Origin of the sequence: Mycobacterium sp., assembly GCF_044223235.1 — a bacterium.
In the GTDB taxonomy this organism is placed as follows: domain Bacteria; phylum Actinomycetota; class Actinomycetes; order Mycobacteriales; family Mycobacteriaceae; genus Mycobacterium.
The window spans coordinates 1-18,547 of sequence record NZ_JBGAME010000009.1; the positions used below are offsets into that span (position 1 = coordinate 1).

Annotated in this window: 9 protein-coding genes and 4 pseudogenes; 10 read left to right on the top strand and 3 right to left on the bottom strand. The window is 64.2% G+C overall.

What is annotated here, in order from left to right; translation table 11 throughout:
• The first annotated feature begins 294 nt into the window (after positions 1-294).
• The 3 genes and pseudogenes from ADBZ6K_RS13920 to ADBZ6K_RS13930 all read left to right on the top strand — a co-directional run.
• Positions 295-3,792 carry an anti-phage protein Upx-like protein gene (locus ADBZ6K_RS13920; RefSeq protein WP_526347584.1) on the top strand — a complete coding sequence of 1,166 codons (3,498 nt, stop codon included), beginning with the start codon at positions 295-297 and terminating at the stop codon, positions 3,790-3,792.
• Positions 3,793-3,915: 123 nt separating this feature from the next.
• A complete protein-coding gene (gene cmtR, locus ADBZ6K_RS13925; RefSeq protein ID WP_526347586.1) occupies positions 3,916-4,278 on the top strand; it encodes a Cd(II)/Pb(II)-sensing metalloregulatory transcriptional regulator CmtR in 363 nt (120 codons plus the stop codon).
• 121 nt (positions 4,279-4,399) lie between these two features.
• A pseudogene (locus tag ADBZ6K_RS13930) lies at positions 4,400-4,873 on the top strand (IS30 family transposase); the annotation flags it as partial.
• Between the two features lie 317 nt (positions 4,874-5,190).
• Here ADBZ6K_RS13930 and ADBZ6K_RS13935 read toward each other — a convergent pair.
• Together ADBZ6K_RS13935 and ADBZ6K_RS13940 are read right to left on the bottom strand one after the other, a co-directional pair.
• Positions 5,191-5,325: pseudogene (locus ADBZ6K_RS13935) on the bottom strand (nuclear transport factor 2 family protein); the annotation flags it as partial.
• A 104-nt stretch (positions 5,326-5,429) separates the two neighbouring features.
• A complete protein-coding gene (locus tag ADBZ6K_RS13940; protein WP_526347589.1) occupies positions 5,430-6,032 on the bottom strand; it encodes a hypothetical protein in 603 nt (200 codons plus the stop codon).
• Between the two features lie 1,051 nt (positions 6,033-7,083).
• Between ADBZ6K_RS13940 and ADBZ6K_RS13945 the strand changes: the two are divergent.
• The 7 genes and pseudogenes from ADBZ6K_RS13945 to narI all read left to right on the top strand — a co-directional run.
• Positions 7,084-7,400 (top strand): annotated as a pseudogene (locus ADBZ6K_RS13945) (transposase); the annotation flags it as partial.
• A 217-nt stretch (positions 7,401-7,617) separates the two neighbouring features.
• A complete protein-coding gene (locus ADBZ6K_RS13950; protein ID WP_526347591.1) occupies positions 7,618-9,267 on the top strand; it encodes a GAF domain-containing sensor histidine kinase in 1,650 nt (549 codons plus the stop codon).
• Positions 9,268-9,730: 463 nt separating this feature from the next.
• On the top strand, positions 9,731-10,918 hold the full coding sequence (locus tag ADBZ6K_RS13955; RefSeq protein ID WP_526347749.1) for a nitrate/nitrite transporter: 1,188 nt from the start codon (positions 9,731-9,733) through the stop codon (positions 10,916-10,918).
• The gene (locus tag ADBZ6K_RS13960) at positions 10,915-14,613 is read left to right on the top strand and encodes a nitrate reductase subunit alpha (RefSeq protein ID WP_526347593.1); all 3,699 of its coding nucleotides are present in this window, start codon (positions 10,915-10,917) and stop codon (positions 14,611-14,613) included. The genes ADBZ6K_RS13955 and ADBZ6K_RS13960 overlap by 4 nt, the downstream gene beginning before the upstream one ends.
• Positions 14,613-16,256 carry a nitrate reductase subunit beta gene (gene narH / locus ADBZ6K_RS13965; RefSeq protein ID WP_526347595.1) on the top strand — a complete coding sequence of 548 codons (1,644 nt, stop codon included), beginning with the start codon at positions 14,613-14,615 and terminating at the stop codon, positions 16,254-16,256. Before ADBZ6K_RS13960 ends, narH begins: the two co-directional genes overlap by 1 nt.
• A complete protein-coding gene (gene narJ / locus ADBZ6K_RS13970) occupies positions 16,253-16,915 on the top strand; it encodes a nitrate reductase molybdenum cofactor assembly chaperone (RefSeq protein WP_526347597.1) in 663 nt (220 codons plus the stop codon). The genes narH and narJ overlap by 4 nt, the downstream gene beginning before the upstream one ends.
• Positions 16,911-17,648: pseudogene (gene narI / locus ADBZ6K_RS13975) on the top strand (respiratory nitrate reductase subunit gamma); the annotation flags it as partial. The gene narJ and the pseudogene narI, both read left to right, overlap by 5 nt.
• A 326-nt stretch (positions 17,649-17,974) precedes the next feature.
• On the opposite strand, the gene ADBZ6K_RS13980 reads toward narI, so the two are convergent.
• A complete protein-coding gene (locus ADBZ6K_RS13980) occupies positions 17,975-18,379 on the bottom strand; it encodes a group III truncated hemoglobin (protein ID WP_526347751.1) in 405 nt (134 codons plus the stop codon).
• Positions 18,380-18,547 lie beyond the last annotated feature (168 nt).

An 18,547-nucleotide genomic window follows, 5' to 3' on the forward strand; every position in this document is an offset into this window, starting at 1 on the left:
CTTCGGCACTACCTGCACCCCGAAGATGCTCGACCTACCCGAGGCCGTCTGGATCAACCAGCCAGCCCAACACACCACACAGGAGGCCGCGACACCAGCCGCTTAACACCCACTGGACTCATCCACCTTGAAAAATTCCGACCAGCGGACCTCGCACCCGAGCATCCCTTCGAGGGATGACAGATCCTCGACGTGTAGCTCGCACGCCTCGCGGGAGAGGTCCATCCGGATCGTGTCCACGATGAACTTCGCCCGTCGACCAGCGTGGTCGTTGCGTGCCGCTAGTCTGGCGCCATGGTGCAGGGAGACGTGCCGATCGACGATATAGAGCCCTTGGCGCGGGTAGTCGCTATACAGCTCGTCCCTGCCAACACGCACTATCTGGATGCGCTAACCCAGCTGACCGCGTTTGCTGCGCGAGATTCGTCGAGCTCCGACGAGCTGGCCGACTGCATCAGTCGTTTCGAGTCGTACAAGGCAAAACCCTTGTCACAGATGCGTGAGCACTTCGGTGGATTTCTTGCCGCCGAAGTGCCGTTCCTGCCGGGAACATACCTGGTGCTTCAGGGGCTGGTAACCGATGCCGGCATCGTAGTGCGTCATCTACTACCAGCGATTTTCGGCCCATATCGTGATCAGTTTCCAGACACCTTCACACGCAACGTGGAGGCATGTGCGCGGCTACTCCTGATGACCAGCGATCATCTGGCAGCCCGGATGAGACTCGGCCGATACACAACTGCACCATCAAAGCCCAGCGCGGTCGTGGTACCCGATGGCGGGGAACTGAAGACTCTGGCAGATGCCGTCACGCTCGACGAAGCCGTGTTTTTCGGTGGTCTCCCTGATGCGCTGACTGCTTATCTGCAGGACAGGTTCTTCGTCGACGCCGACGCGCTACCTCCGTGGGATGGCAGCGATATCGACCAGGCGCTCATTGCGCGGCCGTTCGTTCGCACGGGAAGAAATGCAGTGGTCATCGCCACACCGTTTGAGTTGATGGCGACGCTGCGGCACGCGATTTGCGTGGAAGCAACGGCCCACGACTGTCACGGGCTGCTTCACGAAGCGATCACCGCGCACGCCGCGCGGCTGACCCGTCAACTATGCGAATCCCTCTTCGACGGGGACCCCGCAACACGCGGCGATGTGGGGTTCAGCGGACTTCGGGGCAAGTTCGACGCCGACAAGGAGCTGGACATCCGCGTCTACGTTCCCAGCCCCGACACGGAAACCGACGCGGTTTTACCCGATCCGCTGACAGCAGCGGCGCCGCCGGCGGACTCAACCGATGATGGCGCGAGGCTGCTCACGATCGATGTCTTCTGGCCTTTGGGAAGAGATCTGTATCTGCTTTCACCCAACGAGCCGCGGCACCTCTGTTCGACGTTTGAGGATCTCGAGACGATTCTTTACACCTCCGGTACCGATCAACTAAGTCTGTGGTACTTCGCGGAAGCGTTAGATCGGTTGCACGATAACGACACAACTATTCTGCACGGCGGTCTCGCCGACCTTTACGGTCTGTATGAGGAGAACGATCAATCGTTCTACGCGGGCGACGACTCCCCTCCGCCTACGGCACTCGTCGTAGAGTCTGACTACTCTGAGGCATTGCGTGTCAAGATCGCTCAGCGGTTGGGGCGTACCTTCGTTCGCATCGCCAATCGGCTGCACGAATGCTTTCTTGCTCATGGCGATGCGTCGCCGGTACGCGAAGTGATTGCGCTGCCGCGCATCATCTTCTCTGCTGAGGTTCCCGGCCTTACGATCTGGGTCGAACTCCGAACCGGATCGCTCGAAAATCAGCTTCGCATGCGATCATTCGCGGAAGCGATGTGCTACTGGCTCGTCTGCATACATGAGATTGCGCCGGAACTCCTCGCAGACTTCGAACCGGAGCTGCAACTGCTGCTCGTCGAGGCCGAGTGGTCGACCACCCAGGATGATCGATGGATGCGTCGCGGACCCGACGTCGAGGGAAAACACCTGACGTTCGAATTCAAGGCTCCGCCCAAACCCGACCGCGACGCTCCTCCAAACACGCTCGACCGTGACCTCATCGGCGAAGTGCTATCCACCCTGAGCGCAGTGCACGACGCTGCAGGGGACCAGGATTTCGTCGACCAAACAGTTGAGACACTCGCTCCCCCAGGGGAACGACGCATGCTGCATGTCGTGCGTTCCGACGTCGATCTGATCGCGTGGCCGGGTGACCTACCGAAAGCCCGCACCACGGTACCCGCGGTGACCTCGCGACTCCTCGACGAGCTAGGGCTCCATCTGCGCCATGATTGTGGGGCGCACCGTCGAAACATACCCAGCTCAGAACGCACCCAGGTGCTCAATGATGAGGTCGTCGCATTCTTCCGCGACCGACTGACGACCGCCCTCGCCGCCTACGACGGAATCTCCCTGTTGGACTACTTGATACGCGCTAACGAGGCTCTGCTGCACGAGGGCTACGTGGAATGGCAACGGCACCCGTCGCGGCTGGCTTGCTTCGGGCCGGCCTCCGATGAGACACAACGCCTTGCCAAACGAATCAGAGAGGCCACATCCGCGTCGGTCTCGTCACGGTTTCTCATCGAGCTTACCGCCGCTACACAACCGATCTCGGACGCGACGCCGACGATCGAGGCCTATGACGGACTCCTTGGGCTGGCATCAGAAATCGTGCACAAGGGCTTTCTCTCGGATGCAATCCACGCCGACCTTTCGCATGCAGAGCTTTCTATCCTGCCCTCGGGCCGCCTTGGCATCCGACGCGACGATGATCGGTACACCCAAGGCCTTCAGAGTCTGCTGAGTGCCAATGCCGCTGCGAGAGTGCACGACGCCGTCCGCCGCGACGCGTGGGACCCCGACGATTCGGGCACCGCCACCGATGACTTGTCTCTGGCCGACAGCGTGGCAACCATCGAATGGGGATTCTCATTCACTGAGTTAGCCTTGTTCACAAGCGAATTGGTGAATCTGTCTACCGAACGCGAACAGGAAGACGTCGGCTTAGTTCCAATCCGGGAAATTCCTCAGCGTATGACATCGAAATTTGCATGGTCAGAAGAGAAAGTCAGCGCCTTCCTAGATCACCTCACAATGGCAAAGGAAGATGACTTCTGGGGGCTAGGTGCTGATGTATTTCCGTGGCGCTACAACCGTGGCCGTTCCTACCTACGCCGTCCTCTCATTCGCTGTAGCCATGACGGCGTCGACCACGTCATGTTTGGACACCGAAACGCGCTGCGCACCTCGTTCGAATTGCACGGCCAGTACGTCTCTGGGCGCCTGAAAGCCGACACCCCGGAAATGAAAGCCGCGCTCGGTGCTGCGCGAGACCTCAACGGCGACCGATTCGAGCAGCGCGTCGCCGACGAACTTTCCACACGGTGCGAACCCGTGCGCCGCCGGGTACGGCGCTTCGGCGCGCACGACCTGAGGAATATCCACGGGCGCGACTTGGGTGACATCGATCTGTTAGCTTTCCATCCCGCGTCGCGAACCCTGTATGTACTGGAGGCCAAAGCCCTTGCAGTGGCGCGCACCCCACGTGAGATGGCAAACGAACTATCGAGCCTGATCGAGGGTGAAAAGTCCGCCACACAACGGCTACGAGGGCGCTACGAGTGGGTCTGCACTCACTTGCCCGAAGTGCTGCAAACGCTGGGCATCGAAGAAGGTCTGGTGCGTGTGTGTCCGTTGATCGTTATCGACGCCGATCTGCTCACCGCTCGGTTCAATAGCCGATACCGCATTGTCCCATTCGCGCGCCTCGCCGAGCTGTTCACATGAGGCCGGGCTTCGACTCCGCGACTTCCGACGTAATGCGGCGAGTGACCACCCGGTGGGACCACCCTAAATTAATCGGCGCTCAGCGCTTGATGTCAGTTCAGTGTTGGCTGTACTGTTTGAGTAATGCTGACATGTGAGATGCGTGAGGCGGCGCTGGCTCGGCTCGGCCGCGCGTTGGCCGATCCGACCCGCTGTCGAATCTTGGTCGCGCTGCTCGACGGCGTGAAGTACCCCGGTGAGCTCGCCGATCGTCTTAACTTGACGCGGTCGAATGTGTCCAACCACTTGGCGTGCTTGCGCAGCTGCGGGTTGGTAGTGGCGACCTACGAGGGCCGGCAGGTCCGCTACACGCTCAGCGATCCGCATCTCACTCGCGCGCTAAGTGAGCTCGTGCAAGTTGTACTCGCGGTCAACACTGAGGAGCCATGTGTCGACGAGGACGCTAACCCGGCCGCGACGAGCGACACGGTGGAGGTCGTAACATGAGCGACCACGCCCATAACCAGTACGAACTTCGATTCGCAATCGAACCAGGGGAGAAGGACGGCTGCGCTGAACCGTGCTGCGCTTCTGAGACTGCCACCTCAACCCGCACGGATTCCATCGACGAAAACCGCCGGGGCGTAACTGGGAGGGCGACCTGATCATCGGCAAGCGCAACCTGACCGCGATCGGCACCCTGGTTGAACGCAGCAGCGGGTACACGATGCTGGTGCACCTGCCCGACGGGTACAAGCCCGAGCAGGTGGCCTCGGCACTGGCCGCGAAGATCCAGACCCTGCCCGAGGTGGTGCGCCGCTCGTTGACCTGGGACCAGGGTCCGGAGATGCGCGACTGGAAGCAGGTCGCCGTCGCCGCCGACATCGAGATCTTTTTCTGCGACCCGCACAAGCCTTGGCAGCGCGGCAGCAACGAGAACACCAACGGCCTTCTGCGCCAGTACTTCCCGAAGGGCAGCGATCTGTCCGTGCACAGCGAAGCCGAGCTGGACCAGGTTGCCGCCGAACTCAACGACCGGCCCCGAAAACGCCTCGGCTACCGCAAACCCATCGAGGAGATCGGCCACCTGTTCGCCGCGTAGGCTCTCCGCGCTGATCCGGAACGACCCTGGGACATGAGGCGGCGGGCGCTTGAGGCGGGCAGGGCCAACGCCCGGCCCGCAACTCCCTGCCCCAGGGCCGGAGGGTCCCGCGGGTCAAGCGCCGGCCGCAGGCCGGTCCCGCAGGGACGCGCAGCGCTCTTGACGCGTGGGCATGCCGGCCCGTACCAGCGCGCCGCCGACCCGACCCCGCTACGCTCGACACGGACGAGCGATTCCGCTCGCGACGGGGACGTGTTGCGACGACCGCCAGAATCCGCCGTTCGTTAACGGACACTCCTCAATCTGGACGGACACCCGCCTTGCTCGCCCGACGGGAACGTCCAAGTCTCCAAGTGCTCGAGCATGACGTCCGAACCGTTAGACACCAGCACGCTGTCGTGTCGTTCGTAGCCTGCCAGCCGTTCCAGCAGTGTCTTGAGCATTTTCACGATATGGCCAGATTCGCTCCGTTACGAAGGGGACTCCGATGAGCTGTGCATTGACATCTGGACGACCGAATTACTGACAACAAGCTGCGGCCTCTCATCGGTCATCGTCAGTGCCTCCGCCGCGACGACGGGAGACCACCTAGAACCTCACGCTTGGCGAGATCGAGACCCCGGGATCTACCAATCCTGCCAGCAGACGGCACACCGCTTCGATCACGATCGGGGTCCGACGACGTACCTGTCAGATACTCCCGAATGTCAAGCGCCCGAAGCCAGAGCAGCCGCGCACGCCTATCGGTGACTGCGAGCAAGCGCGATGCTTCCACGATGCCATCTAGGGCCACTGCGTCGGCGTTGCCGATCGGGCGGCCCGCAGCAGAGATGCGGTGGAGTTCGATGGCGAGCTTGTGGGCGGTCTTTTTCTCCTTTTTCTTCTGCCGCGCCGGCGGTCTCTTCTTTGCGGTCGGTGCCGATAACTTCGATTCAACGGAGCCCAAGGTGGTTTCGCGCTTGCCGGTGCGGACTGCGGACACGCGGCGCAGCAGGTCGGTGATCTTCTCGGACCGGTCTCCGAAAAGGTGTGTCGTCAACCGGGCGGCGAGTCGGTCGAGTAGTGCGATCTCCTCCCGGCTGAGGGGGCGACCGGCGGGGATCACTTCGGCGTGAGCGACAGCGGCAGTGAGCGTTCGCAGTGACTCACGTTTGGCCACCGGTTCCTCCTCAGCGTGGGTTTCTTTTAGGGACAGCGTAGGCCGATAGGGTGACAGGCTCGGTGTTGTTCCGGACCTCTTCAGTGACGGCCATAACCAGTTCACCCTCGAAGATCATTATCGACATCCTTGCTCGTCGGGGGTATCTCGCCCTTCGCTCGACAATAAAGGCCCAGTTCCGGCCAGACGGCGCTCGACGCACCGCAGCTCGCCTCCAGCCCTCGCGGTGCCGCCGCTGTTGACCACTGATCACGAGTGGTTCCCCACCATGCGTAGAGCTGGTCCAGCCGAGGGTCGTTGGGGCCACCTGATTGCACGTCGGCGATGAGCCGTTCGGCGTCGTTGGTCCACACCACGCGCGGGCTCCCATTGCTCAGCCCGCACAGCACGGTTCCGCGGGTGGGGGTGTCGTTGCGTCGCCACGGCCCGGGTGTTCACTCACCCATTCGACAGTTGTCCATCTACCGATCCCTGATAGGAGACTGCGAGGTCATCGCGTGCCCGCACATGTGTCAGTTCAGCTAACTATTCAGAGACTGGTCGCGCTAACCATCGTTGGGCGCGTTCTGCCGCGGCGTTAGTTGGCTGAGGCGGCACGCCACATCATCGAGGGGCGCAGCAGCCGAATCGGTGGGTCAACGAGCCACCGCCTTGAGGAATGGCTCGAATGCGGCGGTGTCACATCGGCAGCAGTTCAGTAATCGGTCCATGTACCCGCTGAGCAACCTCGTCGATGGCGGTGCCGTGCCCTAGTCCGGGGCAGCTAGGGGTCACCGCATGCAGCTAGCTGCCAAGCCTGGCCGATTGGCTCCGGAGTTAGCTAGCTTAGCTAAGACATGCCACGGAAGATCCACTGCGCCCCAGGACACAGAGTTTCTGAGCGGCCAAGCTTCCAGCGCGGCCACGCCGTCATACCTCCACATAGATTGGGTTGGAGCTGCACACCGCGTCGCCGACGACAGGCAAGCCCTCCGTCAGCAGACGCGTTTTGTCGGTGCGACGCCAACAGCTGGACGGGAAACGATGCTGCGCAGCCTCTTCAGGAGGTTCGGCTGCCGAGGTGTTCATCGACGGCACCCCTGACGTTCTGGTACCGCCGTGGGTGACATTGAGTCCTACGAGTTCTGACGGGAGTTCCTCGCGTCGTTGAAAGCACGGGGGCTGTCTGGGGTGCATGTGTTCATCGCGACGCCCATAGCGGTGTCAAAGCTGCTCTGACACAACAGTTCACCAGCCCATTCGGGCAAGGGTAGGCGCCGGGTGCACTTCATGCGCACACTGCACACCGCGGTCTCAGCTAAACACGCCCCGGCGGCGGCGGTCCAGACCATTTTCGCCCCCACCGACGCCGAGGAGGTCGCCGCCCAGTGAGGCCGCGTAATCAATACCGTGGGTCGATCAGACACCGTGGGTTGAGTTGATGGGTGCAGTGGCTGGCTGGTGACGACGCTGCCGACACGCGGGACCAGCGGCGTAGGATCGCATCTACCGTGTGCCAAAGAGTTGAGTCGCGAAAGGTGTTGGGGGATGCGCGGCGAAGGGGTCGGCGTTTTCTCGGCTGATCCAGGGCGGGCTGGTGGGCCGGATGCATGAACAGCTCGATGAGCTGCTGGCGTCGCGTGACCAGATGGAGCAGTTGCTGGCCCTCAATATCGAAATCAGCGCCGATCTTGATCTGGATGCCACGCTGGTCCGTATCGTCACCGCAGCCAGGCAGTTGACCGGCGCCCAGTATGGCGCGCTCGGGGTGCGTGGGGCGGACGGCCGATTGACGTCGTTCGTGCACGCCGGTATGAACGCCGACACGGTGGCGCGGCTGGGTGATCTGCCGGCCGGTAAGGGTCTGTTGGGAGTGCTGTTGAATCAGACCGACATCGTGCGGCTGGATGATTTGAACGCCCACCCCGCAGCGGTGGGGTTTCCCGAGGATCATCCTCCGATGCGCGCATTTCTGGGGGTGCCGATCATCATCCGCGAGGTGGTGTTCGGCAGTCTGTACCTCGGCGATGATCGGCCCGGCCAAGTGTTCAACGAGTCCCATGAGAACGCCGTGCGGGCGTTGGCCTCGGTGGCGGCGGTGGCCATCGACAACGCCCAGCTGTTCGATCAGGTGTCCACCTCCGCGCGGTGGACCGCGGCCAGCCGCGAGATCATCACCGCGGTCCTCGCGGGCGGCGACTCCGGTAAGGCCGCGCTGTCGCTGATCGCCGACCGCGTCTGTACGCTGACCGACGCTGAGCAGGCCATCGTGTTGCTGTCTGCCGACCCTGAGCTGCCGGCCGACCACGTCGACACCCTGACCGTGGCGGCCGCGGTGGGGGTCCACGCCGAGGACGTGGACGGCCAGCAGGTGGCGGTGCACGGCTCGACCGTCGGCGCGGTGTTTCGCACCGGGACCCCGCTGATCACCGACGTATTCCAGCACCCGATCGCCGGGTTCACCGATATCGGGCAGCGTCCCGCGATGGTGATGCCCCTGCGCGCGGGCGCGATGGCTTGGGGGGTGATCGCGGCGGCCCGGAGTCCCCACCAGTCGCCGTTGGACACCCGTTACCTGGACTTGGCGGCCGATTTTGCCGGCCATGCTGCCCTGGCGTTGAGCCTGGCCGCCGGACGTGACCGCGAACGCGAACAAACTGTGCTCGCCGACCGGGAACGCATCGCACACGACCTGCACGATCACGTCATCCAGAAATTGTTCGCCGCCGGGTTGGATTTGCAAGGCACCATCGCGCGGTCCCACTCACAGCACGTCGTTGACCGATTGACCCGTACCGTCGATGAGCTGCAATCCACCATCGAGGACATCCGCAGGACCATCTTCCGGCTGAACTCCACAGCGCGTTCCGGTGAAAATTTCCGCCAACGCATTCACGCCGCGATCGCCGATTTGACCGATGATCGCGACATCAGGACCACGGTGGCCGTGTCGGGACCGATGAGCGTCGTCGGCGCCGAGTTGGCCCAGCACGCCGCGGCGATCCTCACAGAAGCCATCAGCAACAGCGTGCGTCACTCCGGAGCCACCCGTTTAGCCGTACGCATAGCCGTGGGCGATGAACTGGCCATCGACGTCATCGACAACGGCCGAGGCATCTCCGTCGACAACCAGCGCCACAGCGGGCTGGCCAACATGGTCCGCCGCGCCGAACACCTTTGCGGCAGCTGCCACTTCACCACACCGGAGCACGGCGGTACCCACGTACGCTTCACCGCCCCACTCACCGACCTCTAAACACCAAGCCTGCATCCGGACGGCGCGGTGGGCGCGGCGCCATCGGCTCTAGACGACACGGAAGTACATCGATTCCGGGGGTCTGCTGACCTCATTCTTTTTGGGGGGTTTTCCTTGGCTCAATACCGGGAACCCCTCCGTCTGCGGGTAGGGGTCTGCATCCGTGATGGCCGACGCTTCGTCGAGTGTCGATGGCGAGGTCATCTCAAGGGGGTGCACACCAGGCGAATCGTACAGATAAGGCAATGTGAGCGGAGACCGGTGATGGCAATGGGCGCTCAGAGGGACACGACGCCACCGGCGTCTGGAACTTGTCGATGAGATGCCAGCCATTCAGTTCAACTGCCCATGCGTATAGTGCTGGGCCACAACTTATTTGGTCGAAGTGCTCATATCTTGATCTCCCAGTGGTTGTCTGGTGGATGTGAACACGGCGAGTACGCCGCACGCTGGCGCCAACAGAATAGTGAACTTGGCGCTGGCCACGTGGGTCTCAGCGATCAACTTCTGGGCGTGGAACATGATCGGTCCGCTGTCCACCACTTATGCCGGCGACCTGTCGTTGAGCAGTACCGAGGCCTCGATGCTGGTCGCGACTCCGATCCTGGTCGGGTCCTTAGGCCGGATCGTCATCGGGTCGCTTACCGACCGGTTCGGCGGTCGGGCGATGTTCATCGCCGTGTCCGTCGCATCGATCGTGCCGGTGCTGGCGGTTGGGGCGGCAGGAACGGCTGGGTCCTATCCGCTGTTGCTCGTGTGTGGTTTCTTCCTGGGCATCGCCGGAACCATCTTCGCGGTCGGTATCCCGTTCGCGAACAGTTGGTTCGAGGCGTCGCGGCGCGGCTTTGCGACAGGCGTGTTCGGCATGGGCATGGTGGGCACTGCGTTGTCTGCGTTCTTCACGCCGCGGTTCGTGCGCTGGTTCGGCCTCTTTACTACCCACGTCATCATCGCGGTTGCGCTCGCACTCACCGCGGCGGCGTGCGTCTTCGTAATGCGAAACTCTCCCAGTTTCAGCCCGAACACCGGGCCAGTGGTGCCGAAGCTGATTGCTGCCGCAAAACTGCCGGTCACCTGGGAGATGGCGTTCCTGTACGCGGTGGTCTTCGGCGGATTCGTGGCGTTCGCCAACTACCTGCCCACCTACATCAAGACGATCTACGGGTTCTCCGCGGTCGATGCGGGCGCGCGCACCGCCGGTTTCGCACTGGCCGCCGTATTGGCCCGGCCTCTCGGCGGCGCGCTGGCCGACCGGATCGCACCCAAGTACGTCGTGTTGGCGTCGTTCGCGGGTACGGCGGTGATGGCGTTCGTCGCCGTGTTCCAGCCACCACCGGACGTGTGGTCGGCGGCGACCTTCATCACGCTGGCGATCTTCCTGGGCATTGGCACCGGCGGCGTGTTCGCGTGGGTGGCCCGCCGAGCACCGGCCCAGTCAGTGGGGTCGATCACCGGAATCGTCGCCGCGGCGGGCGGGCTGGGCGGCTACTTCCCACCGCTGGTGATGGGCGCGACCTACGACCCCGCGGGCAACAACTACACGGTCGGGCTGCTTCTTCTGGTGGCCACTGCGCTGGTCGCTCTCGGCTACACCGCGTTTCGGCTGCACGCACACGAACCGGCAACTCAGACGAAGGGGGCGACGACGTGAGGGCGTCACCGCGCACCGGCGGGCCGATCGAGGAACTGCTCGAACGTAGCGGCCGGTTCTTCACTCCCGGCGAATTCTCGGAGGACCTGCGCACTGTCACCCGGCGCGGCGGTCGCCAAGGGGACGTCTTCTACCGGGACCGGTGGAGCCACGACAAAGTGGTTCGGTCCACCCACGGTGTCAACTGCACAGGGTCGTGTTCGTGGAAGGTGTACGTCAAGGACGGCATCATCACCTGGGAGACCCAGGAAACCGACTACCCCTCGGTTGGACCCGATCGGCCGGAGTACGAGCCGCGCGGCTGCCCGCGCGGCGCGGCGTTCTCCTGGTACACCTATTCGCCCACGAGGGTGCGATATCCCTATGCCCGCGGCGTGCTGGTGGAGATGTATCGCGAAGCCAAGGCCCGCCTGGGCGACCCGGTGCTGGCGTGGGCCGACATCCAGGCCGACGCCGGGCGGCGCCGCCGCTACCAGCAGGCCCGTGGCAAGGGCGGGCTGGTGCGGGTGACGTGGGCCGAGGCCACGGAGATGATCGCCGCCGCGCACGTGCACACCATCAAAACCTATGGGCCGGATCGGGTCGCGGGCTTCTCGCCCATTCCCGCCATGTCGATGGTCAGCCACGCCGCGGGGTCCCGGTTCGTCGAACTGATCGGCGGGGCGATGACGTCGTTCTACGACTGGTACGCCGACCTGCCGGTAGCCTCGCCGCAGGTGTTCGGCGATCAGACCGACGTGCCGGAGTCCGGCGATTGGTGGGACGCGTCGTATCTGATGATGTGGGGCTCCAACGTTCCCGTGACCCGGACGCCGGACGCGCACTGGATGGCTGAGGTGCGCTATCGAGGCACCAAGGTCGTCAGCGTCAGCCCCGACTATGCCGACAACACCAAGTTCGCCGACGAGTGGATGCCGTGCGCGGCGGGCACCGACGGCGCGTTGGCGATGGCGATGGGCCACGTGATCCTCTCGGAGTGCTTTGTCCACCAACGTGTCCCGTTCTTCGTCGACTATGTGCGCCGCTACACCGACTTACCGTTCCTGGTCATGCTCGAGGAGCGTGACGGCGCCCTCGTGGCCGGCAAGAACCTCACGGCAGCCGATCTGGGACAGGACGTGGAGAACGCGGCGTTCAAGCCGGTGCTGCTCAACGGAGCCACCGACGAGATCGCCGTGCCGCACGGGTCGCTAGGATTCCGCTACGGCGACGACGGCATCGGCAAGTGGAATCTTGACCTGGGCGACCTGGCGCCGGCGCTGACGGTCGCGCCGCAGCACGGAGAACACGCCGAGACCGCGCTGATCCAGCTTCCGCGTTTCGACACCGTCGACGGGCACGGCGAGACCCTCGCGCGAGGGGTGCCCGTTCGGCGGGTCGGCGAGCACCTGGTGTGCACGGTGTTCGACCTGATGCTGGCCCAATACGGCGTGTCCCGGCCCGGATTGCCCGGCGACTGGCCCACCGGCTACGACGATCCCGACCAGCCGTACACCCCCGCATGGCAAGAGCCGATCACCGGAGTGTCCGCGGCGCAGGCGATCCGGGTCGCCAAGGAGTTCGCCCGCAACGCCGAGGAATCCGGTGGCCGGTCGATGATCATCATGGGTGCCGGTATCTGCCAGTGGTTCCATGGTGATGCCACCTACCGCGCGGTGCTGGCCCTGCTGCTGCTGACCGGGTCGATGGGCCGCAACGGCGGCGGCTGGGCGCATTACGTCGGCCAGGAGAAATGCCGACCGGTGACCGGGTGGGCGACGATGGCGATGGCCACCGACTGGTCGCGGCCGCCGCGCCAGATGGCCGGCACCTCGTATTGGTATGCCCACACCGACCAGTGGCGCTACGACGGCTACCGGGCCGACGCGCTGGCCAGCCCACTGGGCCGGGGCCGGTTCCGCGACAAGCACACCATGGACGTGCTGACTTCCGCGGTGGCGATGGGCTGGAGTCCCTTCTTCCCGCAATTCGACCGGTCCAGCCTCGCTATCGCCGACGAGGCACGCGCCGCCGGCAAAGACATCCCGGCTTATGTGGCTGAACAACTCGCCTCCGGCGGCTTGAAGCTGGCCGTCACCGACCCCGACAATCCGGCGAACTGGCCGCGCGTTCTCAACGTGTGGCGGGCGAATCTGCTCGGCTCGTCGAGCAAGGGCAACGAGTACTTCCTGCGCCACCTGCTGGGCACCACCTCGAACCTGCAAGCCCAGCCCACCTTGGAGGCGTTGCGCCCCAACGACGTCACGTGGACCGACGACATTCCGGAGGGCAAGTTGGACCTGTTGATGTCAATCGATTTCCGGATGACCTCGACGACACTGCTCTCCGACGTGGTATTGCCCGCCGCGACCTGGTATGAGAAGGCCGACCTATCCAGTACCGACATGCATCCCTACGTGCACGCGTTCAGCCCCGCCATTGACCCACCGTGGGAAACCCGCTCAGACTATGACGCATTCGGCGCGATCGCCCGCTCGTTCAGCAACCTGGCTGCCAGACACCTGGGCACCCGCACCGATGTGGTCCTCGGCACCTTGCAGCACGACACCGCCGGCGCCATGGCCTATCCCGGTGGCACCCAGCATGATTGGCGCGTGACCGGCGAGGTACCGGTTCCGGGCAAGACCATGGGCCCAGTGGCGGTAGTGGAACGCGACTACGCAGCGATCGCCGACAAGTGGGCCACGTTGGGACCGCTCGTCGACACACTCGGCGTCACCACCAAGGGCATCACCACCCACCCGACCAACGAAGTCGCCGAGCTGGGCGCCAAGTTCGGGGTCATGAATTCCGGTGCGGCGGAGGGGCGCCCGGCGATCACCACCGCGGAGCGGATGGCCGATGTCATCCTCGCGCTGTCAGGAACCTCCAACGGCCGTCTCGCGGTCGAGGGATTCCGCGAGCTGGAGAAGCGCACGGGACGACGATTGGTGCACCTGGCCGAGGGCAGCGAGGAGCGCCGCATCACCTATGCCGACACCCAGGCCCGCCCCGTCCCGGTGATCACCAGCCCGGAGTGGTCCGGCAGCGAGACCGGCGGTCGCCGCTACGCCCCGTTCACCGTGAACATCGAGGAGCTCAAGCCGTTTCACACACTGACCGGTCGGATGCACTTCTACGTCGACCACGACTGGCTGGAGGAGCTCGGCGAGCAGCTGCCCACCTATCGGCCACCGCTCGACATGTCCCGGCTGTTCGGAGAGCCCGCGCTGGGTGACGGCAGGCCCTCCGACGGGGTGGGTTTGACGGTGAGGTACCTGACGCCGCATTCGAAGTGGTCGATCCACTCCGAGTACCAGGACAACTTGTTCATGCTCTCGCTGTCCCGCGGTGGGCCGACGATGTGGATGAGCCCGAGTGACGCTGCAAAGATCTCGGTGCGCGACAACGATTGGGTCGAGGCGGTCAACCGCAACGGGGTCGTGGTGTGCCGCGCGATCGTCTCACACCGGATGCCCGACGGGGTGGTGTTCGTCTATCACGCGCAGGAACGCACCATCGACGTGCCGCTGACCGAGACGACCGGTACCCGCGGCGGTATCCACAATTCGCTGACTCGACTGCTGATCAAGCCCAGCCACCTGGCCGGCGGGTATGCGCAGAACACGTTCGCGTTCAACTATCTCGGCCCGACCGGGAACCAGCGCGACGAGGTGACGGTGGTCCGTCGCCGGTCGCAGGAGGTGACGTACTGATGAAGGTCATGGCGCAGATGGCGATGGTGATGAACCTCGACAAGTGCATCGGGTGTCACACCTGCTCGGTGACCTGCAAGCAGGCCTGGACCAACCGGGCAGGCACCGAGTACGTGTGGTTCAACAACGTCGAAACCCGCCCGGGACAGGGGTATCCACGCACCTACGAGGACCAGGAGCGCTGGCGCGGCGGCTGGATCCGCGATCGTAAGGGTAGGCTGCGGTTGCGCGACGGCGGTCGGCTGAGCAAGCTGTTACGGATCTTCTCCAACCCGAAGCTGCCGAGCATCGACGACTATTACGAGCCGTGGACCTACGACTACGAGAACCTGACCTCCGCACCGCTGGGCGAGCACATGCCCGTGGCGCCGCCGCGCAGTCTGATCAGCGGGAAGCCGATGAAGGTGTCGTGGTCGGCCAATTGGGATGACGACCTCGGCGGCTCTCCGGAGATCGTGCCGGGCGACCCGGTGCTCAAGCAAGTGAGCGAGCAGGTCCGTCTCGAACTCGAGCAGACCTTCATGTTCTACCTGCCGCGGATCTGCGAGCATTGCCTGAACCCGTCGTGTGTGTCCTCGTGTCCGTCGGGGGCGATGTACAAACGTACCGAGGACGGCATCGTCCTCGTCGACCAGGACCGCTGCCGCGGCTGGCGAATGTGTGTGTCCGGCTGCCCTTACAAAAAGGTGTATTTCAATCACAAAACCGGCAAAGCCGAGAAGTGCACCTTCTGCTATCCGCGTGTCGAGGTCGGACTGCCCACCGTGTGTGCCGAGACGTGTGTGGGGCGGTTGCGTTACATCGGCCTGGTGCTCTACGACGTGGACCGGGTGCTCGAGGCGGCATCGGTGGAGAACGACGCCGATCTGTACGAGGCACAACGCCAGATCCTGCTCGACCCCGCCGACCCGGAGGTGATCGCCGGCGCCCGTGCCGAGGGGATCTCCGACGAGTGGATCGAGGCCGCGCAGCGCTCACCGGTGTACGCCCTGATCAACACTTTTCGGGTGGCGCTGCCGCTGCACCCGGAGTACCGGACCATGCCGATGGTCTGGTACATCCCGCCTCTGTCGCCGGTGGTCGATGCAGTCAGCCGCGACGGACATGATGGCGAGGAGTTGGGCAACCTGTTCGGGGCGTTGGAGTCGCTGCGCATCCCAATCGCCTACCTGGCCGGGTTGTTCACCGCCGGTGACACCGGCACCGTCGAGGCGGTGCTGCGCCGCCTGGCGGCGATGCGGTCATACATGCGCGACATCAACCTCGGCCGCGAGACGCAGCCGCACATCCCGCAGTCGGTCGGGATGACGGAGGAACAGATGTACGACATGTACCGGCTGCTGGCGATTGCGAAGTACGAAGAGCGCTACGTCATTCCGACCGCGTACGCCGATGAGGGCCACCACCTCGAGGAAACCGCGACCGAGTGTGCGCTGTCGTTCGACGGTGGACCCGGAATGTACGAGTCGGGGCCCTTCGGCGAGGCCAGCGGCGGCCCGGTGCCCGTGGCGGTGGAGACGTTCCATGCGCTCAAGCAGCGGCAGACCGATGAAGGCATGGCCGCCAATTCCGAGCGTCCGTCCCGGGTAAACCTGCTGAACTGGGACGGCAGAGGAGTGCCGACGGAAATGTTCCCGCGATGAGGCTGCTCAACCGTGCCCGCGGCACCACGGTGTCCCTGCAGGATCGTCTGGTGTGGCAGTGCGCCTCCCTGCTGCTGGCCTATCCCGATGAACACCTGACCGAACGCCTACGCACTGTCGACGAACTGCGCGCACCCGCGGTGGGCCCGGCCGCCGGTCTGTTGGCCCAGACCGCCACTGCGTTGGCGTCGACGCCCCCGCTGCAGGCGGCGACCGCGTACGTGGAAACTTTCGATCTGCGCCGTCGCTCCACGATGTACCTGACCTACTGGACAGCGGGCGACACGCGCAACCGCGGCAGGCAGATGCATGCGTTCACCCAGGCATATCTCGATGCCGGCGTCCGCCCACCCGCCGACGAGGCTCCCGATCACCTTCCCGTTGTGCTCGAGTTCGCCGCGACCGTCGACCCGGTGGCGGGACGACGGTTGCTGATCGAGCACCGGGTGCCGATCGGCGTGCTGCACGACAGTCTGACCGAACACGGATCACCCTATGCAGACACCATCGCCGCGGTATGCGCGACGTTGCCCACCGGCGGCGAGCAGGATGTGCGACGCGCGCAGCACCTGGCGCAGGTCGGACCACCCACGGAATCAGTTGGACTGCAGCCCTTCACGGTGACCGTTCCGCCGCGGCGTGCCGAAGGAGGGGGGTGACGTGGCCACCGGCGAAATCTTCTGGGACACTGTGCCCTACGTCGTGCTGGCCATCGTTGTGGTCGGCACGTGGTGGCGTTACCGCTACGACAAATTCGGCTGGACCACGCGCTCGTCGCAGCTCTACGAGTCGAAGTTGCTGCGAATCGCCAGCCCGATGTTCCACTTCGGAATCCTGGTGGTCATCTTCGGTCACTTCATCGGTCTCGTGGTCCCGCAGTCGTGGACCGACGCCGTGGGGCTGAGTCAGCATGCGTACCACGTCCAGGCGGTGACGCTGGGCTCGATCGCCGGCATCTCGACCCTGACGGGCATCGTGCTCCTGATCTACCGGCGGCGCACCACGGGCCCGGTGTTCATGGCCACGACGGCGAACGACAAGCTGATGTACGTCGTGCTCGTCCTCGCAATCGTCACGGGACTGTGCGCGACGGCACTCGGGTCGGGCGTCGCCGGCGAGGAACACAACTACCGCGAGACTGTGTCGGTGTGGTTCCGGTCGATCTGGATCCTGCAGCCGCGTGGTGACCTGATGACGCAGGCGCCCTTGTATTTCCAGCTGCATGTGATGATCGGGCTGGTGCTGTTCGCGCTGTGGCCGTTCACTCGGTTGGTGCACGCCTTCAGCGCGCCGATCGGCTATCTGTTTCGGCCCTACATCGTCTACCGCAGTCGCGAGGTGGCAGCCAAAGACGAATTGGTGGGGTCGCACCCGCGGCGACGCGGCTGGTGACGCCCTCCGATCACATCGGGAACGAATCGCGGACGGACACCCCGCGCCGCCGGTGTTGGCCCGTGCCCGGTCATGCGAACGATCGGAGAGTTGGGCAACTCGCGGCCCAGCCGGACTTGGACGCTATAAACCCACGCGCACGGCCAGAAGTTGAAAGCCGGCAACTGGCAGCCTCGGACACAACGGCGTGTCAGATCAAGTTCGGGGCGTTCATCGATCGCGGATGGAATCACCGAAGACCGTTTCGACATCGATCTCGATCATTGCGTAGATGGTGGCCGATACCAACCGCCGACTGGGGATGCATGCGCGGGGGAGCAATGAGATCAGGCCACCGACAACACATCGAGTTGGCTGGCGTCGCCGCCTCGCAGCCGCCGGTGAATGGACTTGGCGATTCTGGCGGCTTGGATCTTCGCGCGTTCCGCGACAGGACCTTGGTACATCTCGTCGACGGTGGCGTTCCACAGTTGCAGCCAGCGCACAAAGTGATTGACGCACAACGGATGGCGATCATCGAGCTGCCGATGAACGACCATCGCGTTGCCGTGGTAGAGCCCGGCGCGGAACAGAACGGTTTCCCAGAAGTCGCACATCACCGCGAGATGCGACTCGAGCCCCATAGCCCGTAACTCGGTGAACGGCTCGGCGAGAACGTCGTCAGCGAACACCCGGCCGTAGAAGCGCCGCAACAACTTCTCCACGTCTGCACGGTTGGCCAGATCCGTCATCGCCGAGGGTTTGTGGGTGAGTTCCGCCCGTCCTGGTCGAAGCACACGCTTCCCGAGACGCGCCAGCAGCCAGTGGCCCTGCACCGCGGCGTCGTGGCGAGTGGTCAACGGTAGGGTCAGATCGGCGTCGGCCCTGTCGCGCTGCGACATTCACATCTCCCTCTATGT